We start from the raw sequence: 25,409 nt of genomic DNA, 5'->3' as shown, positions 1-25,409 counted from the left end.
ACGTATTTAATCTCAAGACTAAAGTAAAGTTGCATTTAATTTTAATCCTGATATTTTTCAAAAAGGTAAGGATAAGCAGATTTAAGTCTGCATTTAGGATTGAGGTAGGATGCAAAAAAACATTTCAAGTACCATTTTACATTCGTTAATCTTTGCCATGGGCGGAGCACCGACCATTGCAATTTTAATTATTCAAGCACAAACCCAAGACCCTGCCATCGTCTTTTCTGCCTTTGTTGGTTTAAGTGTAATTCTGGCCTGTATTTTGGTGCCGCTGATTTTGATTCAAAATGCTTATTTATGGTTGAAGCGCAATGATGAAAAATTAGAAGAAAAAATAAAACCCTTGGGCCAAGTGTATATGGTGCTTAATGTATTGTGCTTAATCTACTGGTTAAGTTACCAGTTTATGCATTAACACAATTACATAAATACTATGTTTATGAAGTTGTTATACGTATAAAGCTCCACATTCATTGCATATAATGCGCATATATTGATGTAATCCAAGAATGGTGGAGATTAAAAGAATGAAGAACAAACTGATGTTGAGTTTGTGTGTGGCAGGAGCTGTCACACTTTCAGGTTGTACGACAGTTGCTGATATGGCAGGTGCGGATACCGCTTCTTTAAATGTTGCTGCAACGCAAGGGTTTAACAAAACCGTTCAAGAGGCACGCGGTAACAATACATTAGATACTTCTTCTTCAACCTATAAGCGTATTTATTCGGTCTTTAATCGTTTAAAACCTTATGCAGATCAGATGAACCAAACAGGCACGAAATTTGATTGGCAATTGGCGGTATTGAAATCTGACCAAGTCAATGCTTATGTTGCCCCTGGTGGTAAAGTCGTGTTCTATACCGGCATTGTCAACAAACTCAACCTGAGCGATGCTGAAATTGCCGCGGTGATGGGACATGAGATGATTCACGCCTTAGAAGAACACGCTAAGAATAAAATTGGTGCACAGGCTTTAACAGATTTAGCACTGGGTATCGGTTTAAGTTATGCAGGGGATAGCGTAGGGCAGTTGGGTGCAGCAGCAGCGCAGTTGGGTACTCAGGTGGGTGTAGGCTTGCCATACTCGCGTAGCTTAGAGAGTCGTGCTGACCAAGGCGGTTTGATGTTGATGGCGAAAGCAGGTTATAACCCGCAAGCAGCCATTAGCTTGTGGGAAAAAATGAATAAGTTAGATGGTGCTGGTGGCTCATCGTTCTTATCGACCCACCCATCGAACAGCCAACGTATTGATGCCATGCGTAAAAATTTGCCTGCCGCACAAGCTGTATACAATAAGCGATAATTTTAAGCTTATTGCTAAATCACAAAAAAGGATGCTTGACGCATCCTTTTTTGTTTTGGGTATCTTGTGAATTACTTAAGGTGCAGGGTTGGGCTGTTGGCGATGAATGGCTTCAATGCCTTCTAGCACTTCAGGAGAGAGAGTTAAGTCAAAGGCATCAATGTTTTCTTTAAGCTGCGCTAAGTTGGTTGCGCCAATAATGGTACTGGTGACAAAGAACTGCTGTTGAATAAATGCCAAAGCCATTTGCGTTAGACTCAAGCCATGTCGCTCAGCCAATAAGGCGTATTGTTCTGTTGCCCATTCACTCTGAGGATTGCTGTAACGGCTAAAACGTGAAAATAAGGTAATGCGCGCATTGGCTGGGCGAGCGCCATGACGGAATTTTCCAGTTAAATAGCCAAAGGCAAGTGGCGAATAGGCAAGTAAACCAACGCCTTCATATTTGGCAATCTCAGACATGCCAATTTCATAACTGCGATTTAACAGGTTATAAGGGTTTTGAACGCTGACAATTTTATCGAGACCTAACTGTTCTGCCAGCTGTAAAAACTTCATGGTTCCCCATGGCGTTTCATTCGATAATCCGATATGACGAATACGTCCTTTTTCAACTTCCTCGGCAAGTGCAACTAAAGTTTCCGCAAGAGCTGTTACTGGTTTTTCATCTAAAGCTTCAGTATTGCCATAGCCCAATTTTCCAAAGAAGTTGGTATTACGCTGTGGCCAGTGGAGTTGATAAAGGTCAATATAGTCGGTTTGTAAGCGCTTTAAGGAGTCATCTAGGGCAGAAGAGATTTCAGTTGCGGTGAAACGGGTTTGCCCATCGCGAATATGGCTGCCACCTTGAGATGGTCCTGCAATTTTAGAGGCAATTAGTAACTTGTCCCGACCGCCGTGTTGAGCAATCCAATTGCCAATAATCGTTTCCGTGTGACCCTGAGTTTCTGGTTTAGGTGGCACAGGATACATTTCGGCAGTATCCCAAAAGTACAGACCTCGCTCTAAAGCATAGTTCAGTTGCTGAAAAGCCTCTTGCTGGGTGTTCTGTTCACCAAAGGTCATGGTGCCGAGGCAAATTTCGGGGACGAGAATACCGCTGTTACCTAATGGTTTGAATTGCATGACATCTTTCCTGAGTAATCGACAAACGCTTTGCTCAGGCTAGCGTAAATAAGCGACTTTGTTAATGCGGAGTTTTATATTGTTTTGTGAAATGAAAGGATTGATTTGGCATAAAAAAAAGCAAATCTTTCGATTTGCTTTTTTTAGGTTTGAAGATTTATTCTTCATCATCTTCATAGTCGTCTTCTGTATTAGACTGCTCTAAAGATACATCAAAAATAAGAATGGCTTTACCATCAGTTTGAATCATGCCTTGATCTTCAAGGGTTTTCAAAACACGACCAACCATTTCACGCGAACAACCCACAATACGGCCAATTTCTTGACGGGTAATACGGATTTGACGACCATTTGGTAGGATCATGGCTTCAGGTTGAGCAGAAAGATCAATCAAACAACGTGCAATACGACCAGAAACATCAATGAATGCAAGGTCAGTAACTTTACGTGTGGTATTTTTTAAGCGACGGACTAACTGAGCAAATACAGCATAGCTTAGGTCTGGGTACTGTTTGCTTAACTCGTGGAAGTTTTCGTAAGTGATTTCTGCAATTTCACATACGTCGCGTGTACGAACTTCGGCAGTACGTTGAGGATTTGCCTCAAATAGCCCCATTTCTCCGAAGAAGTCCCCAGGATTTAAATATGCAACTACGATTTCACGTTCATCATCTTCACGTAAAATAATAGATACTGACCCTTTTAAAATCAAATAAAGTGATTTTGATTCTGTTCCAGCGTCGACAATAGTTGTACGTTTTGGGTAACGGTTTATATATGCTCGTTTTAATAGTGCCTTGACTGATTCAGGTAATTGACCTGGCGATAGCGCATCAGTGCTCAGCTGTGAAAAGTTTGAAGTCATGCTTTTGGTTTCCGAAAATGGATAAGTAATAGATCGCACAAGACCTAAAATGAACTTGTCACACAGAAGAGGTGAAATTCCTTATCAACTCAAATTATGTTAGTGTACAGGTACACGGTAAATTTATAGCTTTTTTTAGGTAGTTGCAATGCAAACAAGTGTACATTGGCTAGAGAATGTTGCTTTTGAAGCGAAATCAGAAAGTGGTCATAGTGTAGTCATGGATGGCTCCCCTGAGTATGGGGGTGAAAACCGTGGACCACGTCCCATGGAACTCATATTAATGGGACTTGGTGGGTGTGCTTCCTTCGATATTGTGACCATTTTGAAAAAATCTCGTCAAGATGTGACAAATGTTGTATGTCAATTGCAAGCTGAGCGTGCCGATAGCATTCCAGCGGTGTTCACTAAAATCCATTTACACTTTGTGGTTACGGGCAAGGCGGTGAAGGAAAAACAGGTTGCCAAAGCCGTAGAATTGTCTGCTGAAAAGTATTGCTCGGCCAGTAAAATGCTGTCTGATGGTGGTGTAATCATCACACATGATTTTGAGATTATTGAAGCAGAATAATTGCAAATGCAGGCTGGTTTAAACCAGCCTGTTTTCATTCTAGTCATCGTTTTATTGTTGGGAGGTCGTGGTTTGTCTTTTTAAGACTTCATCTGCAAGACGATATTATTTGTAGGAATAGGCGGTTATTTGCTTTAAGACGGTTGGGTAAAAAAATTACATCAACACTCTTGAAAATAAAAATAACTATACCAATATTATAACTAAGCTACAGCATATTTTTATATTTAAGTTTCTGAAAAATATGTGAAAATTAATTTGAAATCTAAAAATAAGTTCCCATATATCTTACAAGTTAAAAATTTGTTGTGAGGAATAACAAGAATGCGTTTCGAGAAATTTACAAACCGCCTGCAGCAAGCACTTTCTGATGCACAATCCTTGGCTATGGGTAAGGATCATACCTCTATTGAAGGCATTCATGTGCTGTCGATCTTGTTGGAAGAAGCTTCGAATTCCAGTATTTTTCAACAGGCGGGTGCCAATTTACGTGATTTGCAAAGCAAATTACAGCAAGCCATTAAAGATGCTCCAACCCTTGCCAATCCAACTGGGGACATCAATCTGAGTCCAGAAGCGGTGAAAGCGTTAAATCTGGCAGATAGTTATGCGCAAAAAGTAGGGGATGAGTTCCTTTCAACCGATTGGGTGTTATTAGCGCTCGCTGAAGTAGGAGCAACCAAGTCATTATTAAATAGCGTAGGCGTAACAAGCGATAGCTTGCGTAAAGTGATTGATAAAATTCGAGGGGATGAGAAGGTCATGAGTAATAATCATGAAGATCAGCGTGATTCACTGAATAAATATACGATTGATTTAAATGAACGTGCTTTGAATGGAAAACTTGACCCTGTGATTGGGCGTGATGATGAAATCCGTCGGACTATTCAAGTTTTGTCACGTCGAACCAAAAATAACCCTGTGCTGATTGGTGAACCTGGGGTGGGTAAAACTGCCATTGTTGAAGGTTTGGCGCAGCGTATCGTCAATGGTGAAGTGCCTGAAAGCTTAAAAGGCAAACGCGTTCTCTCTTTAGACTTGGGTTCGTTGCTTGCTGGTGCTAAATATCGTGGTGAATTTGAAGAGCGTTTAAAAGCGGTACTGAAAGATTTAGCCAAACACGAAGGTGAGATCATTCTATTTATTGATGAACTACATACGCTTGTGGGTGCGGGTAAGGCCGACGGTGCAATGGATGCAGGTAATATGTTAAAACCTGCATTAGCCCGGGGTGAGCTGCGTTGTGTTGGTGCAACCACACTGGATGAATATCGTCAATATATTGAAAAAGATGCAGCTTTAGAGCGTCGTTTCCAAAAAGTATTGGTCGATGAACCAAGTGTAGAAGACACCATTGCAATTTTACGTGGACTCAAAGAGAAATATGCAACGCACCATGGGGTGCAGATTCTCGATTCTGCGATTATTGCAGCAGCGAAAATGTCACACCGTTATATTACCGATCGTCAATTACCCGACAAAGCCATCGATTTGATTGATGAAGCAGCATCGCGGATTAAAATGGAGCTAGACTCTAAACCTGAAGCCTTGGATAAGTTGGATCGTCGTTTGATTCAGCTCAAAATGCAGCTGGAAGCCGTCAAGAAAGATGAAGATGCTGGGGCTAAAGGTGAAATTAAGCACCTTGAAGAACAGATTGCGACGGTTGAGAAAGAATATAACGATCTGGAAGAAATCTGGCGCGCTGATAAAGCCTTGGTTGAAGGTAACAAAGACATTCAAGTGAAGTTGGATCAAGCGCGTATTGCCCTAGAAAAAGCGCAACGTGAAGGTGATTTGGCGGAAGCTGGGCGCTTGCAGTATGGGGTGATTCCTGAATTGCAAAAGCAGTTGGAGCATATTGAGGTTGCAGAAGAAAATGAAGCACCAAAATTGTTGCGTAGCAAAGTTACCGATAATGAGATTGCAGAAGTTGTGAGTGCTGCGACAGGTATTCCAGTGTCGAAAATGTTACAAGGTGAGCGCGAAAAACTGTTGCAGATGGAAGAGTTCCTGCATAATCGCGTGGTTGGGCAAGATGAAGCGGTGGTTGCTGTGTCGAATGCAGTTCGTCGTTCCCGTGCCGGCTTATCTGATCCAAACCGTCCGAGTGGTTCGTTCTTATTCTTAGGACCAACAGGGGTGGGTAAAACCGAGTTAACCAAAGCACTGGCGAACTTCCTGTTTGATAGTGATGATGCCATGATTCGGATCGATATGAGTGAATTCATGGAGAAACATTCGGTGAGCCGTTTGGTCGGGGCACCTCCGGGCTATGTAGGTTATGAGGAAGGTGGTGTCTTAACCGAAGCCGTGCGTCGTAAGCCTTATAGCGTGGTGTTATTCGATGAAGTCGAAAAGGCACATCCAGATGTCTTCAATATTTTGTTGCAGGTCTTGGATGATGGTCGTTTAACAGATTCCCAAGGTCGAGTAGTTGACTTTAAGAATACTGTTATTGTTATGACTTCTAATCTAGGCTCACAAGATGTTCGCGAGTTGGGTGAAGGTGCCACAGACGATGAAGTACGTGCCGTGGTGATGGGGGCTGTATCTCAACACTTCCGCCCTGAGTTTATTAACCGTATTGATGAATTGGTGATTTTCCATTCATTGAAAAAAGCGCAGATTCGCGGCATTGCAGATATTCAATTGGATCGCTTACGCAATCGTTTGGCTGAGCGTGATTTGAGTTTGACGGTTGAAGATACTGCCTTCGATTTATTGATTGATGCTGGCTTTGACCCAATCTATGGTGCGCGCCCATTAAAACGTGCAATTCAACAACAAGTTGAAAATCCACTGGCGCAGAAAATTCTCGCAGCGGAATTTCAGCCAGGCGATACCATTTTGATTAAAGCGGATCATGGACAGTTGGTCTTTGATAAAATGAAATTGATTTAATCCTTCAAAAAAAACCAGCTTCGGCTGGTTTTTTTGTGCCTGTAAAAATCTGGTTATCAATGTATTTTTTAGGGCGAAAACTGACATTTTCTAGCACTATTCTGTGATAAAAATCTCTAATAAGTGCTTTATTTGCAAATTAATTATCTTTAATTCAGGTTTTTGATTATACTGCTTACACATAATAAACAGACAATATGAGATATATAGATGTCTAAAATAACGTGGGGTATTGGAGGGATTGTAGCCGTGGCTACACTGGCTGTTGGAGGGAATATATATGCCGATAAAAGCTTACAGAGCTACTACCAGCAAGAAGCCAAACAACCCAGTAAAAATTTAAGTTTAAATTACCAAAATTTTGAGATGGGCACCTTGCAAGGCAGTGCTGATTGGACTGCAGAATTGCTGCTCGATCCATGTAAACCTAAAGAATTGATTAAGCTCACTGGACGCGATCATATTCAGCGCAGTTGGAATGGATATCATATTCAGTCCGATATAAAAGTTGTACAAGCGAATAGTGCGCTGAAATCCTTGTTGAACGAACCATTAAAGCTTGATACACAGGTCAACTGGCTTGGTAGTATGAAATCAACATTGACCACCCCTGTGATTAGTCGTAAAGAAGCACAATTACAGACACGGTTAGATCCAGTCACTCTCGAATATCGGGCTAAACCTGTAGATGACCAGCTGAAAATACTGGATCTGAAATTAAAGATTCCAAATTTAACTGTGATGGATGCCGATTCGCACTTTCAAATGACGGGTCTCACGCTAGAAACCAATCAGGGCTTAAGTGGGCAATATTTGGAAGCGGGTAAAACCAAGGTCCATATGGACTTGTTGAAAATGTCGGATCGTGGTTTGAACACTCCGATGAGTGCCGAGCTAAAGAACTATCGGATTGAAGCTGAAAGTGATTTGACGGAACGAGTATTGAATACGAAATTTTCAATTCAAGCTGATGAAATGAAAGTTCCTTATTCACCCGCCATGCAAAATATTGAGTTCAATTTCAATTTATTGGATGTGAATCGAGCCAAGCTACAGACTTTCTTCGATATTCTAGAAAAGAGTGAAAATAGTTGTCTCGCAAAAGAGAAGTTATTGGACGATCTGGAGCCCGCCTTACTTGCTGTGATGAATGAAGGATTTAAGTTTGAGTCTAAGGATAATCAACTCAAGGTCGGGACAGGGGAGGCGAAAGCCAGTTTGACGGGGCGTTTTATGCCAAGTCACCAAAAAACTTTGAAAGGCATGGTGAGTATGGTGCCGAGCTTGGTTGAATACAAAGCCGATATGCGGTTTGATAAAAACATGGTCGCATCCATTATGAATAGTTTGCCGGGTAAGGCACAGCAGCCGATGTCTGATCAAGAACTTGAAAGTATGTTCAGCAGTATGCAGCAGTCAGGACAATTAAAGCGTGATGGAGATGTCATGAAAATGTCGATGGAATATAAATATGGTGAAAAGAAATTTTTAACGGAATAAGTTTTTTTCTATTTTAGTCTATAAAAAAAGACCGCTTACGCGGTCTTTTTTTATTTAGGATTAGATTGGATGATGTTGAATTTTCCACGCACGGTGGATTTTTTGATTGCGTTTGAAGTCTGGACCAATGGTGTCTTGGGTAATTTCTTGCACATCAAACATCGCCTCAATTTCTTCATCCAACTCAAAACCACGGTAGTTGTTTGAGAAGTATAAAGTCCCTTCAGTAGTTAGACGGTTCATGGCACGTTTAAGCAGTGATACATGGTCACGCTGCACGTCAAAAGTGCCGTAAAACTTCTTCGAGTTTGAGAAAGTCGGTGGATCGATAAAAATCAGGTCATATTGTTCATGACCTTCTTTCAGCCATTCAAAACAGTCACTGGCAAAGAATTGATGTTGTTCATCGGCATGATCGACAGTTAAACCATTCAAGACAAAGTTTTCTTTTGACCAGTTCAGGTAGGTATTCGACAAATCGACGCTAGTCGTACTTGCAGCACCGCCTAAAGCCGCATGTAAGCTCGCCGTTGAGGTATAGCTATACAAGTTCAGGAAATGCTTACCACGCGCTTCTTTGGCAATTCGTAAACGAATTTGGCGGTGATCCAAGAACAAGCCGGTATCTAGATAGTCGGTCATGTTGACTAAAATTTTGGCCTGACCTTCCTGCACGATAAAGCGTTTTGAAGCCGTACTTTGTTTGGTGTACTGATTCTTGCCTTCCTGACGTGCACGGGTCTTAATAAAGATTGCATCACGCCCTAAGCCTGTGACCGCACGAATAGCAGCTAAAGCTAAATTAAAACGCTTTTTAGCTTTTTCTGGATCGATTGTTTTCGGTGGAGCATATTCTTGAACATGCAGACGGTCACCATACAAGTCTACTGCAACATTAAAGTCGGGTAAGTCTGCATCATATAAACGCAAACAGAATACACCTTCTTTGACTGCCCACTTTTTCAGGGTTTGCATATTTTTCTGTAAACGATTGGCAAAATCTTCTGCGCCTTCAATTGGTTCAAATTGCAGTGGTTGCCAAGTTTCAAGGAAAGGTTTCATGACCGTTGTAGGTTTGATTTTACCTAAACGAATGTAAATCGGTAATTTACCATTCATCAAACGCATGGTTTGCGGATCGCTGAACGCCATGACATCTGCTTGCTCAACTGCGGAAGCAATGACTGCTGCAGTTTGATTTGGGAAGTTCTTTTGCAATAATGCCGATAAACCCAAATATAAGGCACGGTTTGAGGCTTTATCGCCTAAACGTTCGCCATACGGTGGGTTAGTCACAATAAAGGCTGTCTGGTTGCCGAGTTCAAAGTCAGGCCAGTCAGATAAAGTACGTTCTTCAATCTGAATCTGGTCGAGCAGGCTTTCAAAACCCGCGGCAATAATATTTTGCTTGGTTGCTTTAACCGCTTCCCAATCCGCATCAAATGCATAAAGTTTTGGTAATGGTTTTGCCATCCCTTGTTGATGACGCTCGGCAGCTTCAGCCTTAATCGACATCCATAAATCGTGATTATGGCCATTCCAACCATTAAAACCAAAACGACGAACCAGGCCAGGGGCGCGGTCTGTTAACAGCATTAATGATTCAATAATGAAGGTACCCGATCCACACATTGGGTCGAGAATAATGTCAGGGTTTAATTGCTGTAATTTAGCTTTTTGCAAAATAGCCGCAGCGAGGTTTTCCTTAATAGGTGCATCAGTCATGAAACGACGATAGCCACGCTTATGTAAGGAATCACCAGATAAATCGAGACAGTAAGTATGCTCAGTTTTACCCGCCAAAACATATAGGGTAATTTCAGGCTGTTTGGTGTCAATACTTGGTCGACGTCCTACAGCTTCCATAAAGGAATCAACTACACCATCTTTCACACGTAAAGTTGCAAACTGGCTGTTCACCATAATTTCGCGTTCAACATGCAAACGAATTGCAAAGGTGCTTTGTGGTGCAAAAATCAAAGACCAGTCAAAGCTGATGGCACCTTCATAGAGTTCTTCTGCAACATCCCGCGCATCATGACTACGTTCTAATTCATGAGTATGAATAGGAAGTAGCACACGTGAAGCCAAACGTGACCACATGCAAATACGGTAGGCATGTTCTAATGTGCCTTTAAAAACTAAACGCCCTGGAAAGCGTTCAATTTGTTCGATGCCTAGACCTTGTAATTCTTCTTGGAGTAAGGTTTCTAGCCCATCTGCACATGTGACCCAATAGTTGCTTAAACGGGAAGAGCTATTCATAAATTAGATAGACCAAAATTTAAAAAAATACTTCCTAAAGTTTAACTGATTTTGGCTTTGAAAGCTTTTTAAATTGCATGTTTGGCTAAACAGATCATAAAAAAAATCATATTTTCAAGCACAGTTCTCATAAACTGGTATGTATTTTGCTAACTCTATAGGCATAAAGGGCAAGAGGTTGATGCCGTGTTTCTTCTCATGCTTTTGTTGTGAAAGATTGATTCGTATTAAATTTAATAAAACTGGGGGATTGAATGAAAGAGATGTCTAATCATGGATTCGTTGCTCATCCTGAGGCTTTTTCAGCTGCGACATTAATTTATACACGGTTACGCCGCGTTTCTGGACGTGTCATTGATGCACTGTATCTTGCAGAAAATAAAGCGTATGCAAGACACGTCGTTGATTTGGCATGCGCAACAGGGGATGCGGAACTGGTGCGACAGGCTGAGCGTTTACGCAGTTTTATGGATTTGGATACAGAGATTGAACCTGAAGGGATGGCTGAACGCATGATTGAGCCTATACAGCCTCGTAAAGATGAAGTCACTGAAGAAGAAATCTATCGTGCACAAGTACATCATCACTATATTGGTGCATTACGTTAAATTTTGTTGCATGAAAGGGTGCTGAGCATCTCATTAAAGCCAATCATCATGCGCACTCAATCTATGATGATTGGTCGCCGCAAGGTGCAGAGATCAATTTTGTTTAAATTATCTGATTGAAATATTGCATAGGAAATTCAGGTTTCATTTTTATTATCGTCATAGATTTACTGTGAATGATGAAAACTTCAACTGCCAAATAAAGGGAATCTCTGTATAATACGTTAACTTAACGTATAAGGAATCTCTCATGCACTTGGCTGCATTGCATACTCCGAGTCAGATTCAACTCAATAAAGATGGAAATTTAAAGCATTTCCTCACTATCGAAGGGCTATCGAAAGCCACTCTCACGAAAATATTGGACACAGCGCAGTCCTTTTTTAATGACCAAAATCAGCTCATAACCAACAATCTTCTTGAAGGTCGTACGGTCATGAACCTTTTCTTTGAAAATTCCACCCGTACTCGTACAACATTTGAAGCTGCGGCGAAGCGCTTATCTGCCAATGTGCTAAATATTGATATTGCACGCTCAAGTACCTCAAAAGGCGAAACGCTACGTGATACGTTGTGGAATTTAGAAGCGATGGCGGCAGACATTTTTGTTGTACGTCATTCATCTTCAGGTGCAGCACATTTTATTGCCAATACCGTTTGCCCGCATGTTGCGATTATCAATGCTGGGGATGGTCGTCACGCGCATCCAACGCAAGCGATGCTGGACATGCTGACCATCCGCCGTGAAACTAAGAAGCCATTTGAAGAACTCAGTGTCGCCATCATTGGTGATATCAAGCATTCGCGTGTAGCACGTTCTGATGTGGCAGCATTACAAACTTTGGGCTGTAACGATATTCGTGTGATTGCGCCAAATACTTTATTGCCCCATGGTTTTGAAGAATATGGTGCTGGGGTGCGTTTATTTAACAAAATGGACGAAGGGGTGACAGATTGTGATGTCATTATCACGCTGCGTATCCAGAATGAACGTATTGATTCGCCAGCACTGTCGTCACAAGCAGAATTTTACAAAATGTTTGGTCTGAACAAAGAACGTTTAGCTTTAGCCAAGCCTGACTGTATTGTCATGCATCCAGGGCCGATGAACCGTGGGGTTGAAATTGATTCCAGTATTGCTGATGGTCCGCAATCGGTGATTTTAAATCAAGTCACCAATGGCATTGCTGTGCGTATGGCAGTCTTAGCCCTGTCGATGCAGGGGCAGTTACAAGAACAAGGTTTATTAGACGCAATTGCAGGATAAGGGAACGTCATGAGTATTGTAAAAATTGAAAATGTCCGTGTCTTAGACCCTATTCAGCAAACCGATGCTGTGCAAACCGTTTATCTTCAGCAAGGTAAATTGGTCGCGGCATCCGATCAGGTTGAAAGCACAATTGATGGTCAGGGTAAATGGTTAATGCCAACCATGGTGGACTTGTGCGCGCGCTTACGTGAGCCAGGTCAACAACAGCATGGGACTTTAAAATCTGAAGGTCGAGCAGCCCGCGAGAATGGTATTCTGCATGTTATTACGCCACCAGACTCAAAACCGATTGTGCAGGACAATGGTGCCTTAATTCATGGTTTAGTGGAAAAAGCCATGCTGGATGGTGGTATTTATCTCCAAGTGATTGGTGCGCAAACTCAGGGTCTAAATGGCCAGCAACCCGCTAACATGGCAGCCTTGAAAAAAGGTGGTTGTACGGCTGTTTCAAATGCCAATGCGCCTTTTGCCAATGATGATGTCGTGATTCGTACGTTGGAATATGCCGCAGGTTTAGGGTTGACGGTGGTTTTCTATGCAGAAGAACCGCAAATTGCGAAAGATGGTTGTGTACATGAAGGCTTCATCGCGTCACGCCAAGGCTTGCCGATGATTCCAGCTTTGGCTGAAACGGTTGCGATTGCTAAATATCTGCTGATGATTGAAGCGACAGGGGTTAAAGCGCATTTTAGCTTGTTGTCTTGTGGGGCTTCGGTTGAGTTAATTCGTATTGCCAAAGAAAAAGGCTTACCGGTGACTGCGGATGTTGCCATGCATCAATTGCATTTAACCGATAGCTTAATTGATGGTTTTAATGCCTTGGCGCATGTACGTCCACCATTACGTTCAGAAAAAGATCAAGAGCGCTTACGTCAAGGGGTAAAAGATGGTGTGATCGATGCGATTTGTACGCACCATGAACCATTAAGCAGCTCGGCCAAAATGGCACCTTTTGCTGAAACAGAGCCTGGTTTTACTGCATTTGATACCTATGTGTCTTTGGGTGTGGACTTGGTGAAACAAGGCTTATTTAGTCCATTACAATGGGTTGAAAAGGTCACCTTAGCCCCTGCAAAAGTTGCCAATATGGAAGAACGTTGGTTAAACGAAGCAGGTTGGGTGTTGGTTGATCCGGAACTTGAATGGACGTTGACCAAAGACAGTATTCTGTCCCAAGGTAAAAACACACCACTAATTAACCAGACTTTAACAGGTAAAGTTGTACAAACGTTTATTGGCTAAAGTCCGGATAGATGTTGTGGAAGCCAGCAAATGCTGGCTTCTTTTATTTGGAATGTTTGAATGTAGCTTGAGAAAATACAATAATTTACACTGTATAAAAAACGAACATATACACTATTTTAGTGAAACATCAGAAGAATAAGAGGGCAGGAAATGCTTACCAATATTATTGAATTATTACAGCAACAAGTCACCCCCATTGTATTACAGTCGGAGACTGAACATTTACTGGAAAAAAAGCACGCGCTCGATAATTTTTATCCCATTTTATTAAGCTTGTTAAAGGATAAACCTGAATATATCACGGAGCTACAGAATCATTTGAACCCGCGTTTAAATGATATTTTTACAACCCACGTATCGCTCAAAGAAAAATTCATAGAGGCGATTGGTGCGACTGCTCCGCCGTCAGAAATAGAAGAAACATTGAATCATGCCATTGCACCGACCTTGGGGGTGTTAGAAGCACAAGCGGGTTCTAGTAATGTTCATACAATCGAACATTTCTTGCAAAATCATAGTACCGATATAGAGGTCGCGCTACCCTTATGGGCAAAACCTTTACTTGCGGCATTGGGAGTAAATACGCTAGTTGGGCACACCGTGCATCAGGCACCAACGGCACTTGCTTCACATCATAAAACAGCACAGAGAAAATGGTGGGTACCTATTTTATTGATTATTGTGCTTGGGGTGATTGCTGTTTTACTGTTGAAAATGTGCAGTCCAAAAGATCAGCCTAGCCCGATGCCAGAAGGTAGCGCGGTTGCGAGTATGCCAGCGAAGTTTCAGCTCACAACAGGCAGTGATGGTCAGCTGGTTACCTGTCAAATCTTGATTGCAGATAAAGCTTATATTGATATTTTACAGGGAGAAGTGAAGCAGATTTTTGTCCATCCAGTTGGTTGTGGTGCAGATGATAATAGTCAGCTGCATAGTGCCTTTATTGATCAGGATGCAATACCAAGTGTACTCAAAATCTTAAAGGATCAACCGAATGTTTCACTCACATGGATGGGTGATCAATTGGTCATACAAGCAGAAAGTAATGTGCGGGCTTCAGAACTGGCTGAAAAAATTAAGCCTTTGGTGAAAAACATGCAAATTTTGACCCAGCAGCCTTTAGACATCAATCAAGCGGTGGATAGTAGTATTAGTGATGCTGAGAAAGCATTATCCAGCCTGAATCCTGAACATATCCGGGCACTGGATGTTGCGACAGCACTAAATCTACAAATTATTAATTTCGAACCGTATTCGAGTGATATTCCAGAATTAAATAAGTCGATTCTGGATCAGGCAGCCGCATTACTTAAACGTGCTCCACAAGTGGAATTGGTCATAGAAGGGCATACAGATAATGTCGGTTCAGCACAAGAAAATAAAGCGCTCTCTGTGAAGCGGGCACAAGCTGTGATGGATTATTTGGTACAAAAAGGTGTTGATCCAGCTAAATTGCAAGCGGTCGGATTCGGTGCCGAGCAACCAATTGCGGAAAATGGCACGCCAGAAGGGCAATTTAAAAACCGCAGAATTGAATTTAAAGTTATGAATAAAGACACAGGTAAAGTGCGACAGGTCAATGAAGCGGGGATCACGGAGGGTTATTGATTAATATTTTGTATCTATAAGCGAGTTGGGGCTCTATGGATCTCACTGAATTCTAATCAGAAGGTTAATGTGGATATTCGACATTAACCTTTTTTATTAGGTTAAATTTTTGTCAATCTTAAACAGAACAACATAATTTGACTGAATGCATAGGTCTAGAATGGGGTTTGCGGTAGGATAGAAGAAGATCTTGAAAAGACAGTAAAAAGTGCTAACGAAGTAAAAGAGAGTTGCGATGAGAAGATCCATACATATAGAAAAGCATAATTTAGAAAAATCGGGTTGGCTGCGTGCAGCAGTACTGGGGGCAAATGATGGCATTATCTCCGTCACCAGTTTGGTCATAGGGGTGGTTGCAAGCGGTGCGGGCCAACAAACGATTTTTATTACCTGTTTGGCTGGATTAATTTCAGGCGCGATTTCTATGGCTGCGGGCGAATATATTTCGGTGAAATCGCAGGCAGATATTGAAGAAGCTGACTTAGCCCTCGAACGCCGTGAATTGGAAAAGAATCCTGAGCAAGAGTTAAAGGAACTAACATTAATTTATATCCATCGAGGCTTAGATGAAAAGCTGGCGCATGAAGTGGCTGTGCAGTTAACAGCGCATGATTCTTTGGCTGCCCATGCAAGAGATGAGATTGGGATTAGTGAAATGACAGTGGCTAAACCTCTTCAGGCTGCGTTTTCTTCGGCATTGTCTTTTTCTGTTGGTGCGGTGATTCCATTACTGGCTGTACTGTTTGCGCCACAACAGTATATGGCCAACGCCATTGTCGTTACTGCAATTTTTTCACTGCTTGGTTTAGGGGCATTGGCGAGTTATACCGCGGGTTCTCCAATTTTGAAGGGGTCGTTAAGAGTCTTGTTCTGGGGATGTTTTGCCATGCTGATTACGAGCGCCATTGGTTCGTTGTTTAACGTCAATGTTGCATAGGGAAAATAGTCTAGGCTTTTGCTCAACTTTCCGATGAAATGCAGTGTACATCACAGATAATTATTTGCCATTTGTTCAAAATATGATAATTATTATGTCATGTATCTGTTACTTGAGATGCATAAATGTTTCAGGACCGAAACAATTAAGCGGCAAAAAAATTAAACAAGGAGTTTAAAATGCTTCAATTGCTCAAGAAATTACTGTGTTTCCACATTTATGAATATGAACAAATGGCGGAAATTGGTGAGCATCTAGAATGTCGAAAGTGTGGTGTAAATAAAACCTCTTAAAGGTTGTATTTTACCGAGCTTAATCCGAAGTGATACTGTCATTTCGGATTTTGTGCTTTCAGGGGGACAGAATTTTTTAGCAAACACTTATCCAATTCAGCCAAGCTGGTTACAATATTAAAATCGTATAGTTCCTGATTTGATATGGCTAAAGATTTCCAAAAAAATACTTATATTGTTGATGATCAACTCGCAGATACATTGAAGTGGCTGTGTCATCATCAGGATTGTTTTGACCGATTTGAGTACGATGCTGTTGCCGAGCAATTAACGGTTTATCATGCCAACGGTGCGGATATTATTCGGAAAGGGGATTATCTGAATGCGCAATACGGCATTTTAATTACTGCGCATAATTTTGCGGGTTGAGGCTGATCACTCATTGAGTACATGTTAAGCATACGGAATACACTACAAATAAAAAAGCCAATTCATAGAACTGGCTTTTTTATTGTGCTTAAGAACTTGAGAAGCTCTATTAGCCTGCCATTGCATCTACTGAAATTTCAGCAACGGTTGGTTTAGCTCTTTCTGCCACTAAACCTAATTTATTGAACAATTGCTTGTCACGACCTTCGCCAGCATTAGGGGTGGTCAGTAATTTTTCACCAGAGAACAGTGAGTTAGCACCTGCCATGAATGCCAGTGCTTGGTCTGAATCAGATAAAGACTCTCGTCCAGCAGAAAGGCGAATATAGCTTTTAGGCATGATGATGCGTGCAACCGCAATGGTACGAATCCATTCCGTTACATCAAGTTTTTCTACATCTGCTAAAGGTGTCCCTTCAATAGGAACTAGCATGTTGATTGGCACAGATTCTGGATGAATCGGTAAAGTTGCCAGTTCGAGTAATAGGCCGATACGATCTGCTGTGTCTTCACCTAAACCAACAATACCGCCGCTACACACTTTCATACCCGCACCGCGGACATATTCAAGTGTATTTAAACGATCATCAAAAGTACGGGTACTGATGATGTTTGAATAGTATTCGCGCGACGTATCCAGATTATGGTTGTAGTAATCTAGACCCGCATCTTTTAAGCGTTCTGCTTGAGACTGGTTCAACATACCAAGGGTCATACAGGTTTCTAAACCTAAGGCTTTTACTTCACGAACCATTTCAAGTACATACGGCATATCGCGTTCATGTGGGTTACGCCATGCAGCACCCATACAAAAACGAGAAGAACCAGAAGCTAAGGCTTCTTTGGCTTCGCTAATCACTTTGTCTACGGCAATGCGTTTTTCTGCTTCTAATTTTGAGTCGTAACGGGCAGATTGAGAGCAATATTTGCAATCTTCAGGGCATTTTCCTGTTTTAATTGATAATAAAGTGCTGACTTGAATGGTATTGGCATCGAAATGCTCACGATGAACTTTTTGCGCTTGGAAGACCAAGTCTAAAAAAGGTTGTTCATATAAAGCTTGAATTTCTTCACGCGTCCAATCATTACGTACAGTCATTCTAGAAGTCCATCATCTGTATTCTTTATTGGCTTTTATCATACAGATTTCGTGCCAAAACCAAAGGCAAAAAAAACCAAAACTTATAGTATCTGACGATTAATTTGAGTAGATACAATGACTGTTTAGATTAAAGCTTTAGTTACAAAATCATCTGGTTTTAAGTGGAATTCCAAGCAAAGTTTCTAAAAAAAGAAATTAATTTTGTGACAAACGCGTAACTATCCTTTTTATAAAACAATAACTTTGCAAAGAACTGTAAATCTAAACAGAAAGATGGGTTCACTTCAGATCAGTTTAAAGTTGTTTGTGATTTAAGCAGTTGCTCTTGAATGGCCCAGTCAATATGGACTTGCACAATCTCATCATGTAAGTGACGAGTTTCATGCAAAGTTTGCAGTATTAAGCTAGAAAATGGCGCATTTCCTAAACCAATTGCAATATTTCGCATGAAGCTTTGATAGCCTGTTCGCCGTATTGGGCTGCCTTCGGTATTGGCTAAAAACGTAGACTCATCCCAATGCCATAAATCCAGTAAAGTGACTCGATCAAGGTTATGTCTCGGATTAAAATCTTCGATACTGGCTTTTTGGGCAAAGCCGTTCCATGGACAGATCAGTTGGCAGTCATCACAGCCGAAAATACGGTTGCCGATGCCACGCCTTAATTCCTCAGGAATGATGCCTTTGTATTCAATGGTTAAATAGGCAATACATTTTCGTGCATCTAGCATATAGGGTTCGACAATGGCTTGGGTCGGACAAATATCAATACAGGCGGTACAAGAGCCGCAATGTTTGGTGGTTGGGCCGTCAAAGGGTAAATCTAGAGAAGTAAACAGTTCACCCAAAACAAAAAAGGAGCCTGATTTTTTATGAATCAGTAAAGTATGTTTGCCTGTCCAGCCCATACCTGCATTTTCAGCTAACGACTTTTCAAAAATGGGGGCAGAGTCCGCAAAAGGGCGGGATTCAAATTCACCCACGCGTTCTCGTATCCGACTTGCAAGGGTTTTAAGTCGACCACGCATGATTTTATGGTAATCGCGACCACGGGCATATCGCGCAATAATCGCTGCATTGGGTTCGTATGGGACATAGCGTGGTTTTGGGGTTTCCACTAAATAATTCATACGGACGCAAATAATGCTGCGCGTGCCCGGGACTAATAAAGTCGGATCGGCACGTTTATCAAGATTTTCCTCTAAATAGCTCATATCAGCATGGTATCCACGTTTTAAATATTCTTTAAAACGTTCTAATTCTGCTTGAGCATCTGGTTTGGCAATGACACAATCAGCAAAACCCAAGTCTAAAGCCTGTGCTTTAATCCATGCTTTCAGTTCTTGAAGATCAAGCTGTTGCAGTGAGATTTTTGAGGAAGAAGAGGTTGAAGCCATAAACCAATAATAGGGGAAATCATGCAACGTTCAGTTTACCATAGCAGTGAAATTCAAGCATGGGAGCAACGTTGGTTTGCTCAGCAAAATTCATCTTTGGGCTTGATGCAACAAGCCGCTTGGACAATCGTGCAACAGTTGCTGGTACAGTTTGAACAAAACCAGATAAAAAAAGTCGCGGTTTGGTGTGGACAAGGCAATAATGCGGGGGATGGCTATTTCATTGCAGGCTATTTAAGACAGGCGGGTTTACAGGTCACTGTTTTAGCAACAGAACGTGGTTCTTCTCCTGATTTACATCAGGCATATCTATTTGCGCAGTCACAGCATGTCTCGTTGATTGATCTCGAAACTGAGATTGCACAGCCAGTATTACAACAAACATTAGAATATTTTGAATGTCATATCGATGCCCTATTTGGCATAGGTTTGAATCGCGAGTTGAATCAGCAATGGCAAACCATCATTCAGTTATTTAATGCGCAAACTGGATTGAAAATTGCTGTTGATATTCCGAGTGGCTTACAGGCGAATACGGGGCAGGCATTACCTTGTGCAATTCAGGCTGATCTTACCTATACCTTGTTAGGTTATAAAGCAGGATTATTTACAGGACAGGGCAAAGAATTTGTGGGGCAGCTGCATTTACTGAGCCTTATTCCAGCTGACGAAAAATTAAAACCAATCGCTCAATTATCTCCAAAGCATATTTTGCTACCGCAACGCCAAGCATTTGGACATAAAGGCAGTTATGGGCATGTCTTGGTGGTTGGTGGTCATGCCGATATGGGCGGTGCCGTGATCATGGCGGCTGAAGCGGCTTTTCATGCAGGTGCTGGAAAAGTGAGTGTGGTTTGTCATGCCAAGCATCATCAAGCGATATTGGCACGTGCACCGAATATTATGGTACGTGATATCAATGGCTTTGATCCAGCAGCGATTCAGCAGCTCCTTTCACATGTTGATGCGGTATGTTTTGGGATGGGGCTTGGGCGTGATGAATGGGCTGCAGAAATTTTTACACAGTGGTTTGGTTTATTGAAACAAAGCTCGCATCTAGAAGTGGTGTTGGATGCAGATGGACTGTGGTTTTTAGCGAAAAACAAGCAAAAATTGAATGAGCATATGTATGCCACCCCCCATTCGGGTGAAGCTGCAACCTTATTGGGGTGTAGCGTGGCGGACATTGAGCAGGATCGTATTGCAGCTATTCATCGCCTACAAGAGACCTTTTCGGGGCAATGGGTATTGAAGGGTTCAGGCAGTTTAATCTTGGAACAAGACTTGTATATTTGTACTCAAGGCAATGCAGGCATGGGGACAGGAGGCATGGGGGATGTGCTTGCGGGAATGGTTGCCAGTTTAAAAGCGCAATTTCATCATCAAATCCACTTACATGAAATCGTCACTTTGCATGCTCAAGCGGGTGATCTTTTGGCGGCACAGGGGATGCGGGGATTACAAGCGCACAGTATGGGCGGGGTCATCTATCAGGTCGTGAATGGTGGGCAGAATGCAACGGCGTTATAAACTTACGATTTCAGGTCAAGTTCAAGGGGTTGGATACCGTCGTTGGTTTCAACAACAAGCGATTCAGCTGCAGGTCTGTGGATGGGTGCGAAATTTACCTACAGGACAGGTGGAAGCATTGGTCATCACAACGCCAGCGCAGTTACAACGTTTGATTGAATTGGCGTATATCGGACCGAATCTGGCTCAGGTGATCGAAGTGAGTACGGTTTCAGATGAAGGTGTGATAGGATTTCAGGATTTTCAAATCATAAAATAGCCTAAGTGTTAGACATTCCAGACTCGTATCCTGAATAAAATCTACAATTAACGTCTGCGACTGCTGGAACGGCTGCGTCCGCGTGCCATACCACCGAGAGCATTCAAAACCGCCAACTTGGTCATGCTGCCAGAAGCGTGAGCATGACAAATCGCAGCAGCAAGGGCATCGGCAGCATCTGCCTGTGGTGTGACGCTTAAATTTAACAGTTTCACGACCATCATCTGGACTTGTTCTTTATCCGCAGCCCCATAACCCACGACCGATTGTTTAATCTGGCGTGCCGTATATTCTGCGACTTGTAAATCTAAATTGACCAAAGCTGCAATTGCTGCCCCCCGAGCTTGACCAAGTTTTAAGGCAGAATCAGGGTTTTGAGCCATAAAGACTTGTTCTACCGCAGCTTCAGTGGGACCATGAAATTTCACAATCCGCTCAACCCCTGCGAAAATTCGTTTTAAACGTTCGGGCATGTCCTTACTTTCGGTGCGAATAGTGCCAGCATCAACAAAACGTAATTTTTGACCGTCTTTTTCTATAATTCCATAGCCTGTGAGGCGTGAACCTGGGTCAATCCCAATAATTAATGACATAGTTAAACTTTGTAGAAGGAAAATAGGTGAGCTAAGCACCAGATTAAATAATTATATGATTTTATATTTTTTTATGGGAACTTAATTTTCGTTTTTGCTGATTCTTGCAGCACTTGGCCCAATAAAAACCACAGGTGAAGTTTATGCTGAGGTATTTCTGCAATTTTATTTGCTTTAAACACTTTAAAAAGTGAAAAAAGCCCATATACATTACTTCAGACATCAAAAAAAAGGCATATTGGCTGACCTTTAAGATGATGACGTTTAATTTTATTTTAGAGATTTGATTAGTTTTCATGAAATTATTTCTGATTGTTCTAGCTGGCTTAATACTAGAAGTATTCGTCTGGATTGGCGTAGGTGATCTCGTCGGCAGCATGTGGTATGTCTTTTTCTGGTTTGTGGCTGCCTTCTTTATGGGACTGAATATTGTTCGTAAATATTCAGCGGGCATAATGCCGCAAATGCAACAAATGCAAACAGGACAAATCAGTGCGGATCCAGCTTTCACTGGAAATTTACCGAAAATTTTCGCAGGTTTCTTGTTGTTAATTCCAGGCTTAATCAGTGACGTATTTGCAGTATTGTTGTTAATACCAGCCGTACAAAAGGCGCTACAGGCCGCGTTAATGAAAACCATGATGAAACGCCAGCAAGCCATGATGAATAAAATGATGGGCGGCATGATGGGGGATATGAATGGCATGGGCGGTGCTCAAGGTCAGAACCCATTTGCAGATTTAATGCGTCAGATGCAGGATATGCAAAACCAGCAGTCAGGTGGTCAGTACCATGATTCAAGTGTGATTGATGGTGAAGCTCGTGAAGTAACGCCTGCAGCCAAAAAAATTGAAATGAAAGATGTAAATAAATAATCAAATCAATTGAAGCTGTAATAAAAACCGAAGTGAATTAAAAGCTTCGGTTTTTTTATGTGTGAAATATACAGTAAAAATTTGAACAAGTATTATAATTAACTACTTTAAAAATTGAGTCGCTTAATAAAAAGATGTCTTTATTATTAACCATTTGTGCTTTGCATTTTGTTGCACAATTAACGCCTGGCCCCGATGTTTTATTGATTGCCAAAAGTGCAGCATCGACCAGCAGATTAAATACACTCAAAATCATTTTGGGCATTTCAATCGGGATTGTCGTGTGGGTTGTACTCACCTTACTGGGTTTCACGGTCTTGGTTCAGCAATTTCCATGGATACAGCAAGTGTTGATGTTGATTGGTGGTTTTTTTCTCGCCCGCATGGGCTGGGGAATGTTGAAAGAAGGACTCAATTCGACACAAAGTCCACAATTGGAAGGGACATTGTCGATGCCGAATGGCAATCAGAAATATTTCTTATTGGGCTTACTCACCAATCTGTCGAACCCGAAAACTTTAATCTACTTTAGCAGTGTTTTTGCCTTAGCTTTAGGTTCATCGGCACAGACGCATCTAAAAACACAATTGGCGGTCATTATTCCAATACAGACCTTTTTGGTGTTTAGCCTGTTCATGTTTATTATGTCTACCCCGAAAATTAAAGCGTTCTATCAACGTTCAGGGCACTATATAGATATATTTTCGGGAGTTTTGTTCCTGATTTTTGCAGTATGGCTCTGGTATGACGCTATTCAGATGTTTTAGTTTCAGTCTCTGAATTGGTCGAAGATGCTGAGCTGCTTGCGGCAGTTTCAGCATTTTTAACAGTATGCGTGTAACTGTTCGGTTTTAGAGTTGCTTCAGTATTTTCCGAACCAAGGTATTTACGGCTCCGGTTGGCACGTTCCCGGAGACCACCTTTTTTAATTAATTGAACCATCTATGCGCCTTTTGATAACCACGAATCCTAAGCTTCATATTACATGAACTCACCGGTGACGTGCATACAGAAAAATGAGTCCCATCCACTTGCTCAGGCCTTATGCTGATTTTTTAGCAAATAAAAATCAAAAAACAATCCGCGAGGGTAGGTTTGATCTTTTTGAACTTGGTGGTCGACTTTTCTCTATGATGTTGCTTGTACATTTACAAATAGTCACATAACATGAAAGAAGATTACATTTCCTAGGCTGGGGGAATGTGAAAATAAAAACAACGACTGCAGTCAAATAGGAGCATACCTATGCTGTACCAATATCATTGTGCTTGTTGTGACATGGTGGTTGATTCTGACGTTAAAGAATGTCCGAACTGTGGCTCGCACAATATCCGCAGCCCATTTGGTTTCTGGATTTTCTGTATTGCGACTTGTCTCGCCATCGTGATTGTCTTTAAAGTCGTACAAGTCTATTTACATGACCAATCCGGTACGCCTGTACAACCGACTATACTTGAATCATTACATCTAACCGATAAGAAGCCCTGAAGAATTCAGGACTGCTTATTTATAGTGAAATATGATTGATCTTAGAAAGCTCGGTATTGACGTGGAATATTTTACTGCGAATGTGAGTGATACCGAAAGTTTGCAATCGTGCAGTATGCATATCTAAATACGCGGTGGCATTTTCGACTGTATCAAAAACATAAATGCCACCAGCTTCTTGAGTGTCAGCATTTTCAGTCCAAATTTTCCAGATTAGGCCTTTTTCTTGATTAATACTCTCTGCCAGTGGGGTAAAGGCTTGCGTCATTTCTTCTGCGAAAGGGCCTTGAGTGGGGAAGTCAACTTGTAAAAGTACAGGCATATCCAATCCTTTTATTATTGAAGCATTTAAATAATCATAACATCAAAAAAATAGAATATTTTTATCGAGCATCGGTTAAAGCGCTTAAAAAAAAGGAGATCATCTGAGATCTCCTTTTTCAATTAGATGACTTTATCCGGCGTCATTAAGACTTGATTAATATAGAGTTGAATCAAACGATCACGTGAGCCAATCGACTTCTGATAATGCGTTGAATTTAAGAGTAAGCAGGCGCCATAAGTTACAGTCCAGACATAAGACTGATAGTCACGAATAGACATCGCACTGTTGCTTTTTTTGAGATAGGTTTCAGTAATATCTTTAATGCTTAAAATACGTGCTTCACGAATTTTATAAAGTTCATCAAATAAATTATTTAATTTACGTTCATTATTGGTTAAACGTTCCTCAATCACATGCAGCAGAATCGTGCGGTTGGAATTGAGCATGTTATATAACATGTATTCAGATACGTAGGTATTAATGTCTTTATTGTATTGATGAGAAATATCTAATAAACGCTTTTCGTTTAGAATAATCAGTTCTAAGTACAGTTGATTCTTACTGTCGAAATGCTTATAAATTGTGCCTTTTGCAATATCGAGTTCTGATGCAAGCTCTTCGAGAGTAATATCTTGATTATTATCAAGTAATAGCTTCTCGGCCATTGCTAGGATTTTTTCTTTACGTAAAAGAAAATTTTGTTGGCGTTCTGAATTCATGCATATGTTCCGTATAAGATCACTATAAAAGAACTTGTGACAAGACTATAGCAACTTTTGATTTTTCAGAATTAAACTATTGTAGAAGAAATGTCTATAAAAACAACAAACAACTCAGTTTAATATAAGATTAAACAAAAAAAGCGATAGGCTAGGGAGAGATACCTAAATTTTGATACCCATCTTCAACTGGGTCAAAATAATGATTTTAAAAGGCTTTGTAAAGTTAAACTACAATTCAAATTGCAAGCAATT

25 protein-coding genes are annotated in these 25,409 nt (G+C 41.3%); 16 read left to right on the top strand and 9 right to left on the bottom strand.

Going from position 1 to position 25,409, the window contains the following annotated elements; all coding sequences use genetic code 11:
* The first annotated feature begins 109 nt into the window (after positions 1–109).
* Together ACX17N_RS00395 and ACX17N_RS00390 are read left to right on the top strand one after the other, a co-directional pair.
* A complete protein-coding gene (locus ACX17N_RS00395) occupies positions 110–418 on the top strand; it encodes a phosphoethanolamine transferase domain-containing protein (RefSeq protein WP_458890622.1) in 309 nt (102 codons plus the stop codon).
* A gap of 112 nt (positions 419–530) precedes the next feature.
* Positions 531–1,307 (top strand): M48 family metallopeptidase, encoded by a 777-nt coding sequence (locus tag ACX17N_RS00390; RefSeq protein WP_458890621.1) that lies wholly within the window; start codon positions 531–533, stop codon positions 1,305–1,307.
* A gap of 75 nt (positions 1,308–1,382) precedes the next feature.
* Here the strand turns inward: ACX17N_RS00390 and ACX17N_RS00385 are convergent, their stop codons facing one another.
* Positions 1,383–2,432 carry an NADP(H)-dependent aldo-keto reductase gene (locus ACX17N_RS00385; RefSeq protein WP_458890620.1) on the bottom strand — a complete coding sequence of 350 codons (1,050 nt, stop codon included), beginning with the start codon at positions 2,430–2,432 and terminating at the stop codon, positions 1,383–1,385.
* A 157-nt stretch (positions 2,433–2,589) separates the two neighbouring features.
* Positions 2,590–3,297: a cAMP-activated global transcriptional regulator CRP gene (gene crp / locus ACX17N_RS00380; RefSeq protein WP_458890619.1), complete on the bottom strand. Its 708-nt coding sequence runs from the start codon at positions 3,295–3,297 to the stop codon at positions 2,590–2,592.
* A gap of 148 nt (positions 3,298–3,445) precedes the next feature.
* Between crp and ACX17N_RS00375 the strand changes: the two genes are divergently transcribed.
* The 3 genes from ACX17N_RS00375 to ACX17N_RS00365 all read left to right on the top strand — a co-directional run bounded on the left by ACX17N_RS00375 (position 3,446) and on the right by ACX17N_RS00365 (position 8,272).
* Positions 3,446–3,868, top strand: coding sequence for an OsmC family protein (locus ACX17N_RS00375; RefSeq protein WP_458890618.1), 423 nt, complete (start codon positions 3,446–3,448; stop codon positions 3,866–3,868).
* Positions 3,869–4,192: 324 nt separating this feature from the next.
* Positions 4,193–6,772, top strand: coding sequence for an ATP-dependent chaperone ClpB (gene clpB / locus ACX17N_RS00370; RefSeq protein ID WP_458890617.1), 2,580 nt, complete (start codon positions 4,193–4,195; stop codon positions 6,770–6,772).
* Positions 6,773–6,982: 210 nt separating this feature from the next.
* Positions 6,983–8,272, top strand: coding sequence for a DUF945 family protein (locus tag ACX17N_RS00365; protein ID WP_458890616.1), 1,290 nt, complete (start codon positions 6,983–6,985; stop codon positions 8,270–8,272).
* Between the two features lie 60 nt (positions 8,273–8,332).
* On the opposite strand, the gene rlmKL is transcribed toward ACX17N_RS00365, so the two are convergent.
* Complete coding sequence (gene rlmKL / locus ACX17N_RS00360; protein WP_458890615.1) at positions 8,333–10,537, bottom strand: bifunctional 23S rRNA (guanine(2069)-N(7))-methyltransferase RlmK/23S rRNA (guanine(2445)-N(2))-methyltransferase RlmL; 2,205 nt, start codon at positions 10,535–10,537, stop codon at positions 8,333–8,335.
* 254 nt (positions 10,538–10,791) lie between these two features.
* On the opposite strand from rlmKL, the gene ACX17N_RS00355 reads away from it, so the two are divergent.
* The 6 genes from ACX17N_RS00355 (at position 10,792) to ACX17N_RS00330 (ending at position 16,867) form a co-directional block, all read left to right on the top strand.
* Positions 10,792–11,145: a hypothetical protein gene (locus ACX17N_RS00355; RefSeq protein ID WP_458890614.1), complete on the top strand. Its 354-nt coding sequence runs from the start codon at positions 10,792–10,794 to the stop codon at positions 11,143–11,145.
* Between the two features lie 250 nt (positions 11,146–11,395).
* Positions 11,396–12,412 (top strand): aspartate carbamoyltransferase catalytic subunit, encoded by a 1,017-nt coding sequence (locus ACX17N_RS00350; RefSeq protein ID WP_458890613.1) that lies wholly within the window; start codon positions 11,396–11,398, stop codon positions 12,410–12,412.
* 9 nt (positions 12,413–12,421) lie between these two features.
* On the top strand, positions 12,422–13,657 hold the full coding sequence (locus tag ACX17N_RS00345; protein WP_458890612.1) for a dihydroorotase: 1,236 nt from the start codon (positions 12,422–12,424) through the stop codon (positions 13,655–13,657).
* Between the two features lie 153 nt (positions 13,658–13,810).
* The gene (locus ACX17N_RS00340; RefSeq protein WP_458890611.1) at positions 13,811–15,268 is read left to right on the top strand and encodes an OmpA family protein; all 1,458 of its coding nucleotides are present in this window, start codon (positions 13,811–13,813) and stop codon (positions 15,266–15,268) included.
* Positions 15,269–15,503: 235 nt separating this feature from the next.
* On the top strand, positions 15,504–16,205 hold the full coding sequence (locus ACX17N_RS00335; RefSeq protein ID WP_458890610.1) for a VIT1/CCC1 transporter family protein: 702 nt from the start codon (positions 15,504–15,506) through the stop codon (positions 16,203–16,205).
* Between the two features lie 437 nt (positions 16,206–16,642).
* Entirely contained in the window at positions 16,643–16,867 is a 225-nt protein-coding gene (locus tag ACX17N_RS00330; RefSeq protein ID WP_458890609.1) for a hypothetical protein, read from the top strand.
* A 109-nt stretch (positions 16,868–16,976) separates the two neighbouring features.
* Here ACX17N_RS00330 and bioB read toward each other — a convergent pair whose 3' ends face one another.
* Positions 16,977–17,966, bottom strand: a complete 990-nt coding sequence (bioB, locus tag ACX17N_RS00325; RefSeq protein WP_458890608.1) for a biotin synthase BioB — start codon at positions 17,964–17,966, stop codon at positions 16,977–16,979.
* A 292-nt stretch (positions 17,967–18,258) separates the two neighbouring features.
* Positions 18,259–19,365: a tRNA epoxyqueuosine(34) reductase QueG gene (gene queG, locus ACX17N_RS00320; RefSeq protein ID WP_458890606.1), complete on the bottom strand. Its 1,107-nt coding sequence runs from the start codon at positions 19,363–19,365 to the stop codon at positions 18,259–18,261.
* 21 nt (positions 19,366–19,386) lie between these two features.
* Between queG and ACX17N_RS00315 the strand changes: the two genes are divergently transcribed.
* Together ACX17N_RS00315 and ACX17N_RS00310 are read left to right on the top strand one after the other, a co-directional pair.
* Positions 19,387–20,895 (top strand): NAD(P)H-hydrate dehydratase, encoded by a 1,509-nt coding sequence (locus tag ACX17N_RS00315; protein WP_458890604.1) that lies wholly within the window; start codon positions 19,387–19,389, stop codon positions 20,893–20,895.
* On the top strand, positions 20,879–21,154 hold the full coding sequence (locus ACX17N_RS00310) for an acylphosphatase (RefSeq protein WP_458890603.1): 276 nt from the start codon (positions 20,879–20,881) through the stop codon (positions 21,152–21,154). Before ACX17N_RS00315 ends, ACX17N_RS00310 begins: the two co-directional genes overlap by 17 nt.
* A 47-nt stretch (positions 21,155–21,201) precedes the next feature.
* Here the strand turns inward: ACX17N_RS00310 and ruvC are convergent, their stop codons facing one another.
* Positions 21,202–21,747: a crossover junction endodeoxyribonuclease RuvC gene (ruvC, locus tag ACX17N_RS00305; protein ID WP_458890602.1), complete on the bottom strand. Its 546-nt coding sequence runs from the start codon at positions 21,745–21,747 to the stop codon at positions 21,202–21,204.
* A gap of 296 nt (positions 21,748–22,043) precedes the next feature.
* Here ruvC and ACX17N_RS00300 point away from each other — a divergent pair, with 296 nt between their 5' ends.
* Together ACX17N_RS00300 and ACX17N_RS00295 are read left to right on the top strand one after the other, a co-directional pair.
* Positions 22,044–22,622 carry an FxsA family protein gene (locus ACX17N_RS00300; RefSeq protein WP_458890600.1) on the top strand — a complete coding sequence of 193 codons (579 nt, stop codon included), beginning with the start codon at positions 22,044–22,046 and terminating at the stop codon, positions 22,620–22,622.
* A 134-nt stretch (positions 22,623–22,756) separates the two neighbouring features.
* A complete protein-coding gene (locus ACX17N_RS00295) occupies positions 22,757–23,389 on the top strand; it encodes a LysE family transporter (RefSeq protein ID WP_458890599.1) in 633 nt (210 codons plus the stop codon).
* Here ACX17N_RS00295 and ACX17N_RS00290 read toward each other — a convergent pair.
* Positions 23,373–23,564 (bottom strand): hypothetical protein, encoded by a 192-nt coding sequence (locus tag ACX17N_RS00290; protein ID WP_458890598.1) that lies wholly within the window; start codon positions 23,562–23,564, stop codon positions 23,373–23,375. The genes ACX17N_RS00295 and ACX17N_RS00290 overlap by 17 nt on opposite strands.
* A gap of 303 nt (positions 23,565–23,867) precedes the next feature.
* Between ACX17N_RS00290 and ACX17N_RS00285 the strand changes: the two genes are divergently transcribed.
* Positions 23,868–24,110 carry an FmdB family zinc ribbon protein gene (locus tag ACX17N_RS00285; protein ID WP_458890597.1) on the top strand — a complete coding sequence of 81 codons (243 nt, stop codon included), beginning with the start codon at positions 23,868–23,870 and terminating at the stop codon, positions 24,108–24,110.
* A 19-nt stretch (positions 24,111–24,129) separates the two neighbouring features.
* Here the strand turns inward: ACX17N_RS00285 and ACX17N_RS00280 are convergent, their stop codons facing one another.
* Positions 24,130–24,432: a monooxygenase gene (locus ACX17N_RS00280; RefSeq protein ID WP_458890596.1), complete on the bottom strand. Its 303-nt coding sequence runs from the start codon at positions 24,430–24,432 to the stop codon at positions 24,130–24,132.
* A 122-nt stretch (positions 24,433–24,554) separates the two neighbouring features.
* Positions 24,555–25,154: a TetR/AcrR family transcriptional regulator gene (locus ACX17N_RS00275; protein WP_458890595.1), complete on the bottom strand. Its 600-nt coding sequence runs from the start codon at positions 25,152–25,154 to the stop codon at positions 24,555–24,557.
* Positions 25,155–25,409 lie beyond the last annotated feature (255 nt).

It is taken from the genome of Acinetobacter sp. GXMZU3951 (assembly GCF_054457875.1).
The sequence above is the reverse complement of the archived record's forward strand: the minus strand, read 5'-3'. Positions and strand labels throughout refer to the sequence as shown.

What these genes read in the sequence shown, in the direction of transcription:
- clpB (WP_458890617.1), top strand. Translation starts at nt 4,193, where the DNA reads ATGCGTTTCGAGAAATTTACAAACCGCCTGCAGCAAGCACTTTCTGAT.
- ACX17N_RS00390 (WP_458890621.1), top strand. Translation starts at nt 531, where the DNA reads ATGAAGAACAAACTGATGTTGAGTTTGTGTGTGGCAGGAGCTGTCACA.
- ACX17N_RS00295 (WP_458890599.1), top strand. Translation starts at nt 22,757, where the DNA reads ATGTCTTTATTATTAACCATTTGTGCTTTGCATTTTGTTGCACAATTA.
- ACX17N_RS00275 (WP_458890595.1), bottom strand. Translation starts at nt 25,154, where the DNA reads ATGAATTCAGAACGCCAACAAAATTTTCTTTTACGTAAAGAAAAAATC.
- ACX17N_RS00290 (WP_458890598.1), bottom strand. Translation starts at nt 23,564, where the DNA reads ATGGTTCAATTAATTAAAAAAGGTGGTCTCCGGGAACGTGCCAACCGG.
- ACX17N_RS00345 (WP_458890612.1), top strand. Translation starts at nt 12,422, where the DNA reads ATGAGTATTGTAAAAATTGAAAATGTCCGTGTCTTAGACCCTATTCAG.
- crp (WP_458890619.1), bottom strand. Translation starts at nt 3,297, where the DNA reads ATGACTTCAAACTTTTCACAGCTGAGCACTGATGCGCTATCGCCAGGT.
- ACX17N_RS00385 (WP_458890620.1), bottom strand. Translation starts at nt 2,432, where the DNA reads ATGCAATTCAAACCATTAGGTAACAGCGGTATTCTCGTCCCCGAAATT.
- ACX17N_RS00355 (WP_458890614.1), top strand. Translation starts at nt 10,792, where the DNA reads ATGAAAGAGATGTCTAATCATGGATTCGTTGCTCATCCTGAGGCTTTT.
- ACX17N_RS00365 (WP_458890616.1), top strand. Translation starts at nt 6,983, where the DNA reads ATGTCTAAAATAACGTGGGGTATTGGAGGGATTGTAGCCGTGGCTACA.
- ACX17N_RS00280 (WP_458890596.1), bottom strand. Translation starts at nt 24,432, where the DNA reads ATGCCTGTACTTTTACAAGTTGACTTCCCCACTCAAGGCCCTTTCGCA.
- queG (WP_458890606.1), bottom strand. Translation starts at nt 19,365, where the DNA reads ATGGCTTCAACCTCTTCTTCCTCAAAAATCTCACTGCAACAGCTTGAT.
- ACX17N_RS00340 (WP_458890611.1), top strand. Translation starts at nt 13,811, where the DNA reads ATGCTTACCAATATTATTGAATTATTACAGCAACAAGTCACCCCCATT.
- bioB (WP_458890608.1), bottom strand. Translation starts at nt 17,966, where the DNA reads ATGACTGTACGTAATGATTGGACGCGTGAAGAAATTCAAGCTTTATAT.
- rlmKL (WP_458890615.1), bottom strand. Translation starts at nt 10,537, where the DNA reads ATGAATAGCTCTTCCCGTTTAAGCAACTATTGGGTCACATGTGCAGAT.
- ACX17N_RS00300 (WP_458890600.1), top strand. Translation starts at nt 22,044, where the DNA reads ATGAAATTATTTCTGATTGTTCTAGCTGGCTTAATACTAGAAGTATTC.
- ACX17N_RS00335 (WP_458890610.1), top strand. Translation starts at nt 15,504, where the DNA reads ATGAGAAGATCCATACATATAGAAAAGCATAATTTAGAAAAATCGGGT.
- ACX17N_RS00395 (WP_458890622.1), top strand. Translation starts at nt 110, where the DNA reads ATGCAAAAAAACATTTCAAGTACCATTTTACATTCGTTAATCTTTGCC.
- ACX17N_RS00330 (WP_458890609.1), top strand. Translation starts at nt 16,643, where the DNA reads ATGGCTAAAGATTTCCAAAAAAATACTTATATTGTTGATGATCAACTC.
- ACX17N_RS00375 (WP_458890618.1), top strand. Translation starts at nt 3,446, where the DNA reads ATGCAAACAAGTGTACATTGGCTAGAGAATGTTGCTTTTGAAGCGAAA.
- ACX17N_RS00350 (WP_458890613.1), top strand. Translation starts at nt 11,396, where the DNA reads ATGCACTTGGCTGCATTGCATACTCCGAGTCAGATTCAACTCAATAAA.
- ACX17N_RS00285 (WP_458890597.1), top strand. Translation starts at nt 23,868, where the DNA reads ATGCTGTACCAATATCATTGTGCTTGTTGTGACATGGTGGTTGATTCT.
- ACX17N_RS00315 (WP_458890604.1), top strand. Translation starts at nt 19,387, where the DNA reads ATGCAACGTTCAGTTTACCATAGCAGTGAAATTCAAGCATGGGAGCAA.
- ruvC (WP_458890602.1), bottom strand. Translation starts at nt 21,747, where the DNA reads ATGTCATTAATTATTGGGATTGACCCAGGTTCACGCCTCACAGGCTAT.
- ACX17N_RS00310 (WP_458890603.1), top strand. Translation starts at nt 20,879, where the DNA reads ATGCAACGGCGTTATAAACTTACGATTTCAGGTCAAGTTCAAGGGGTT.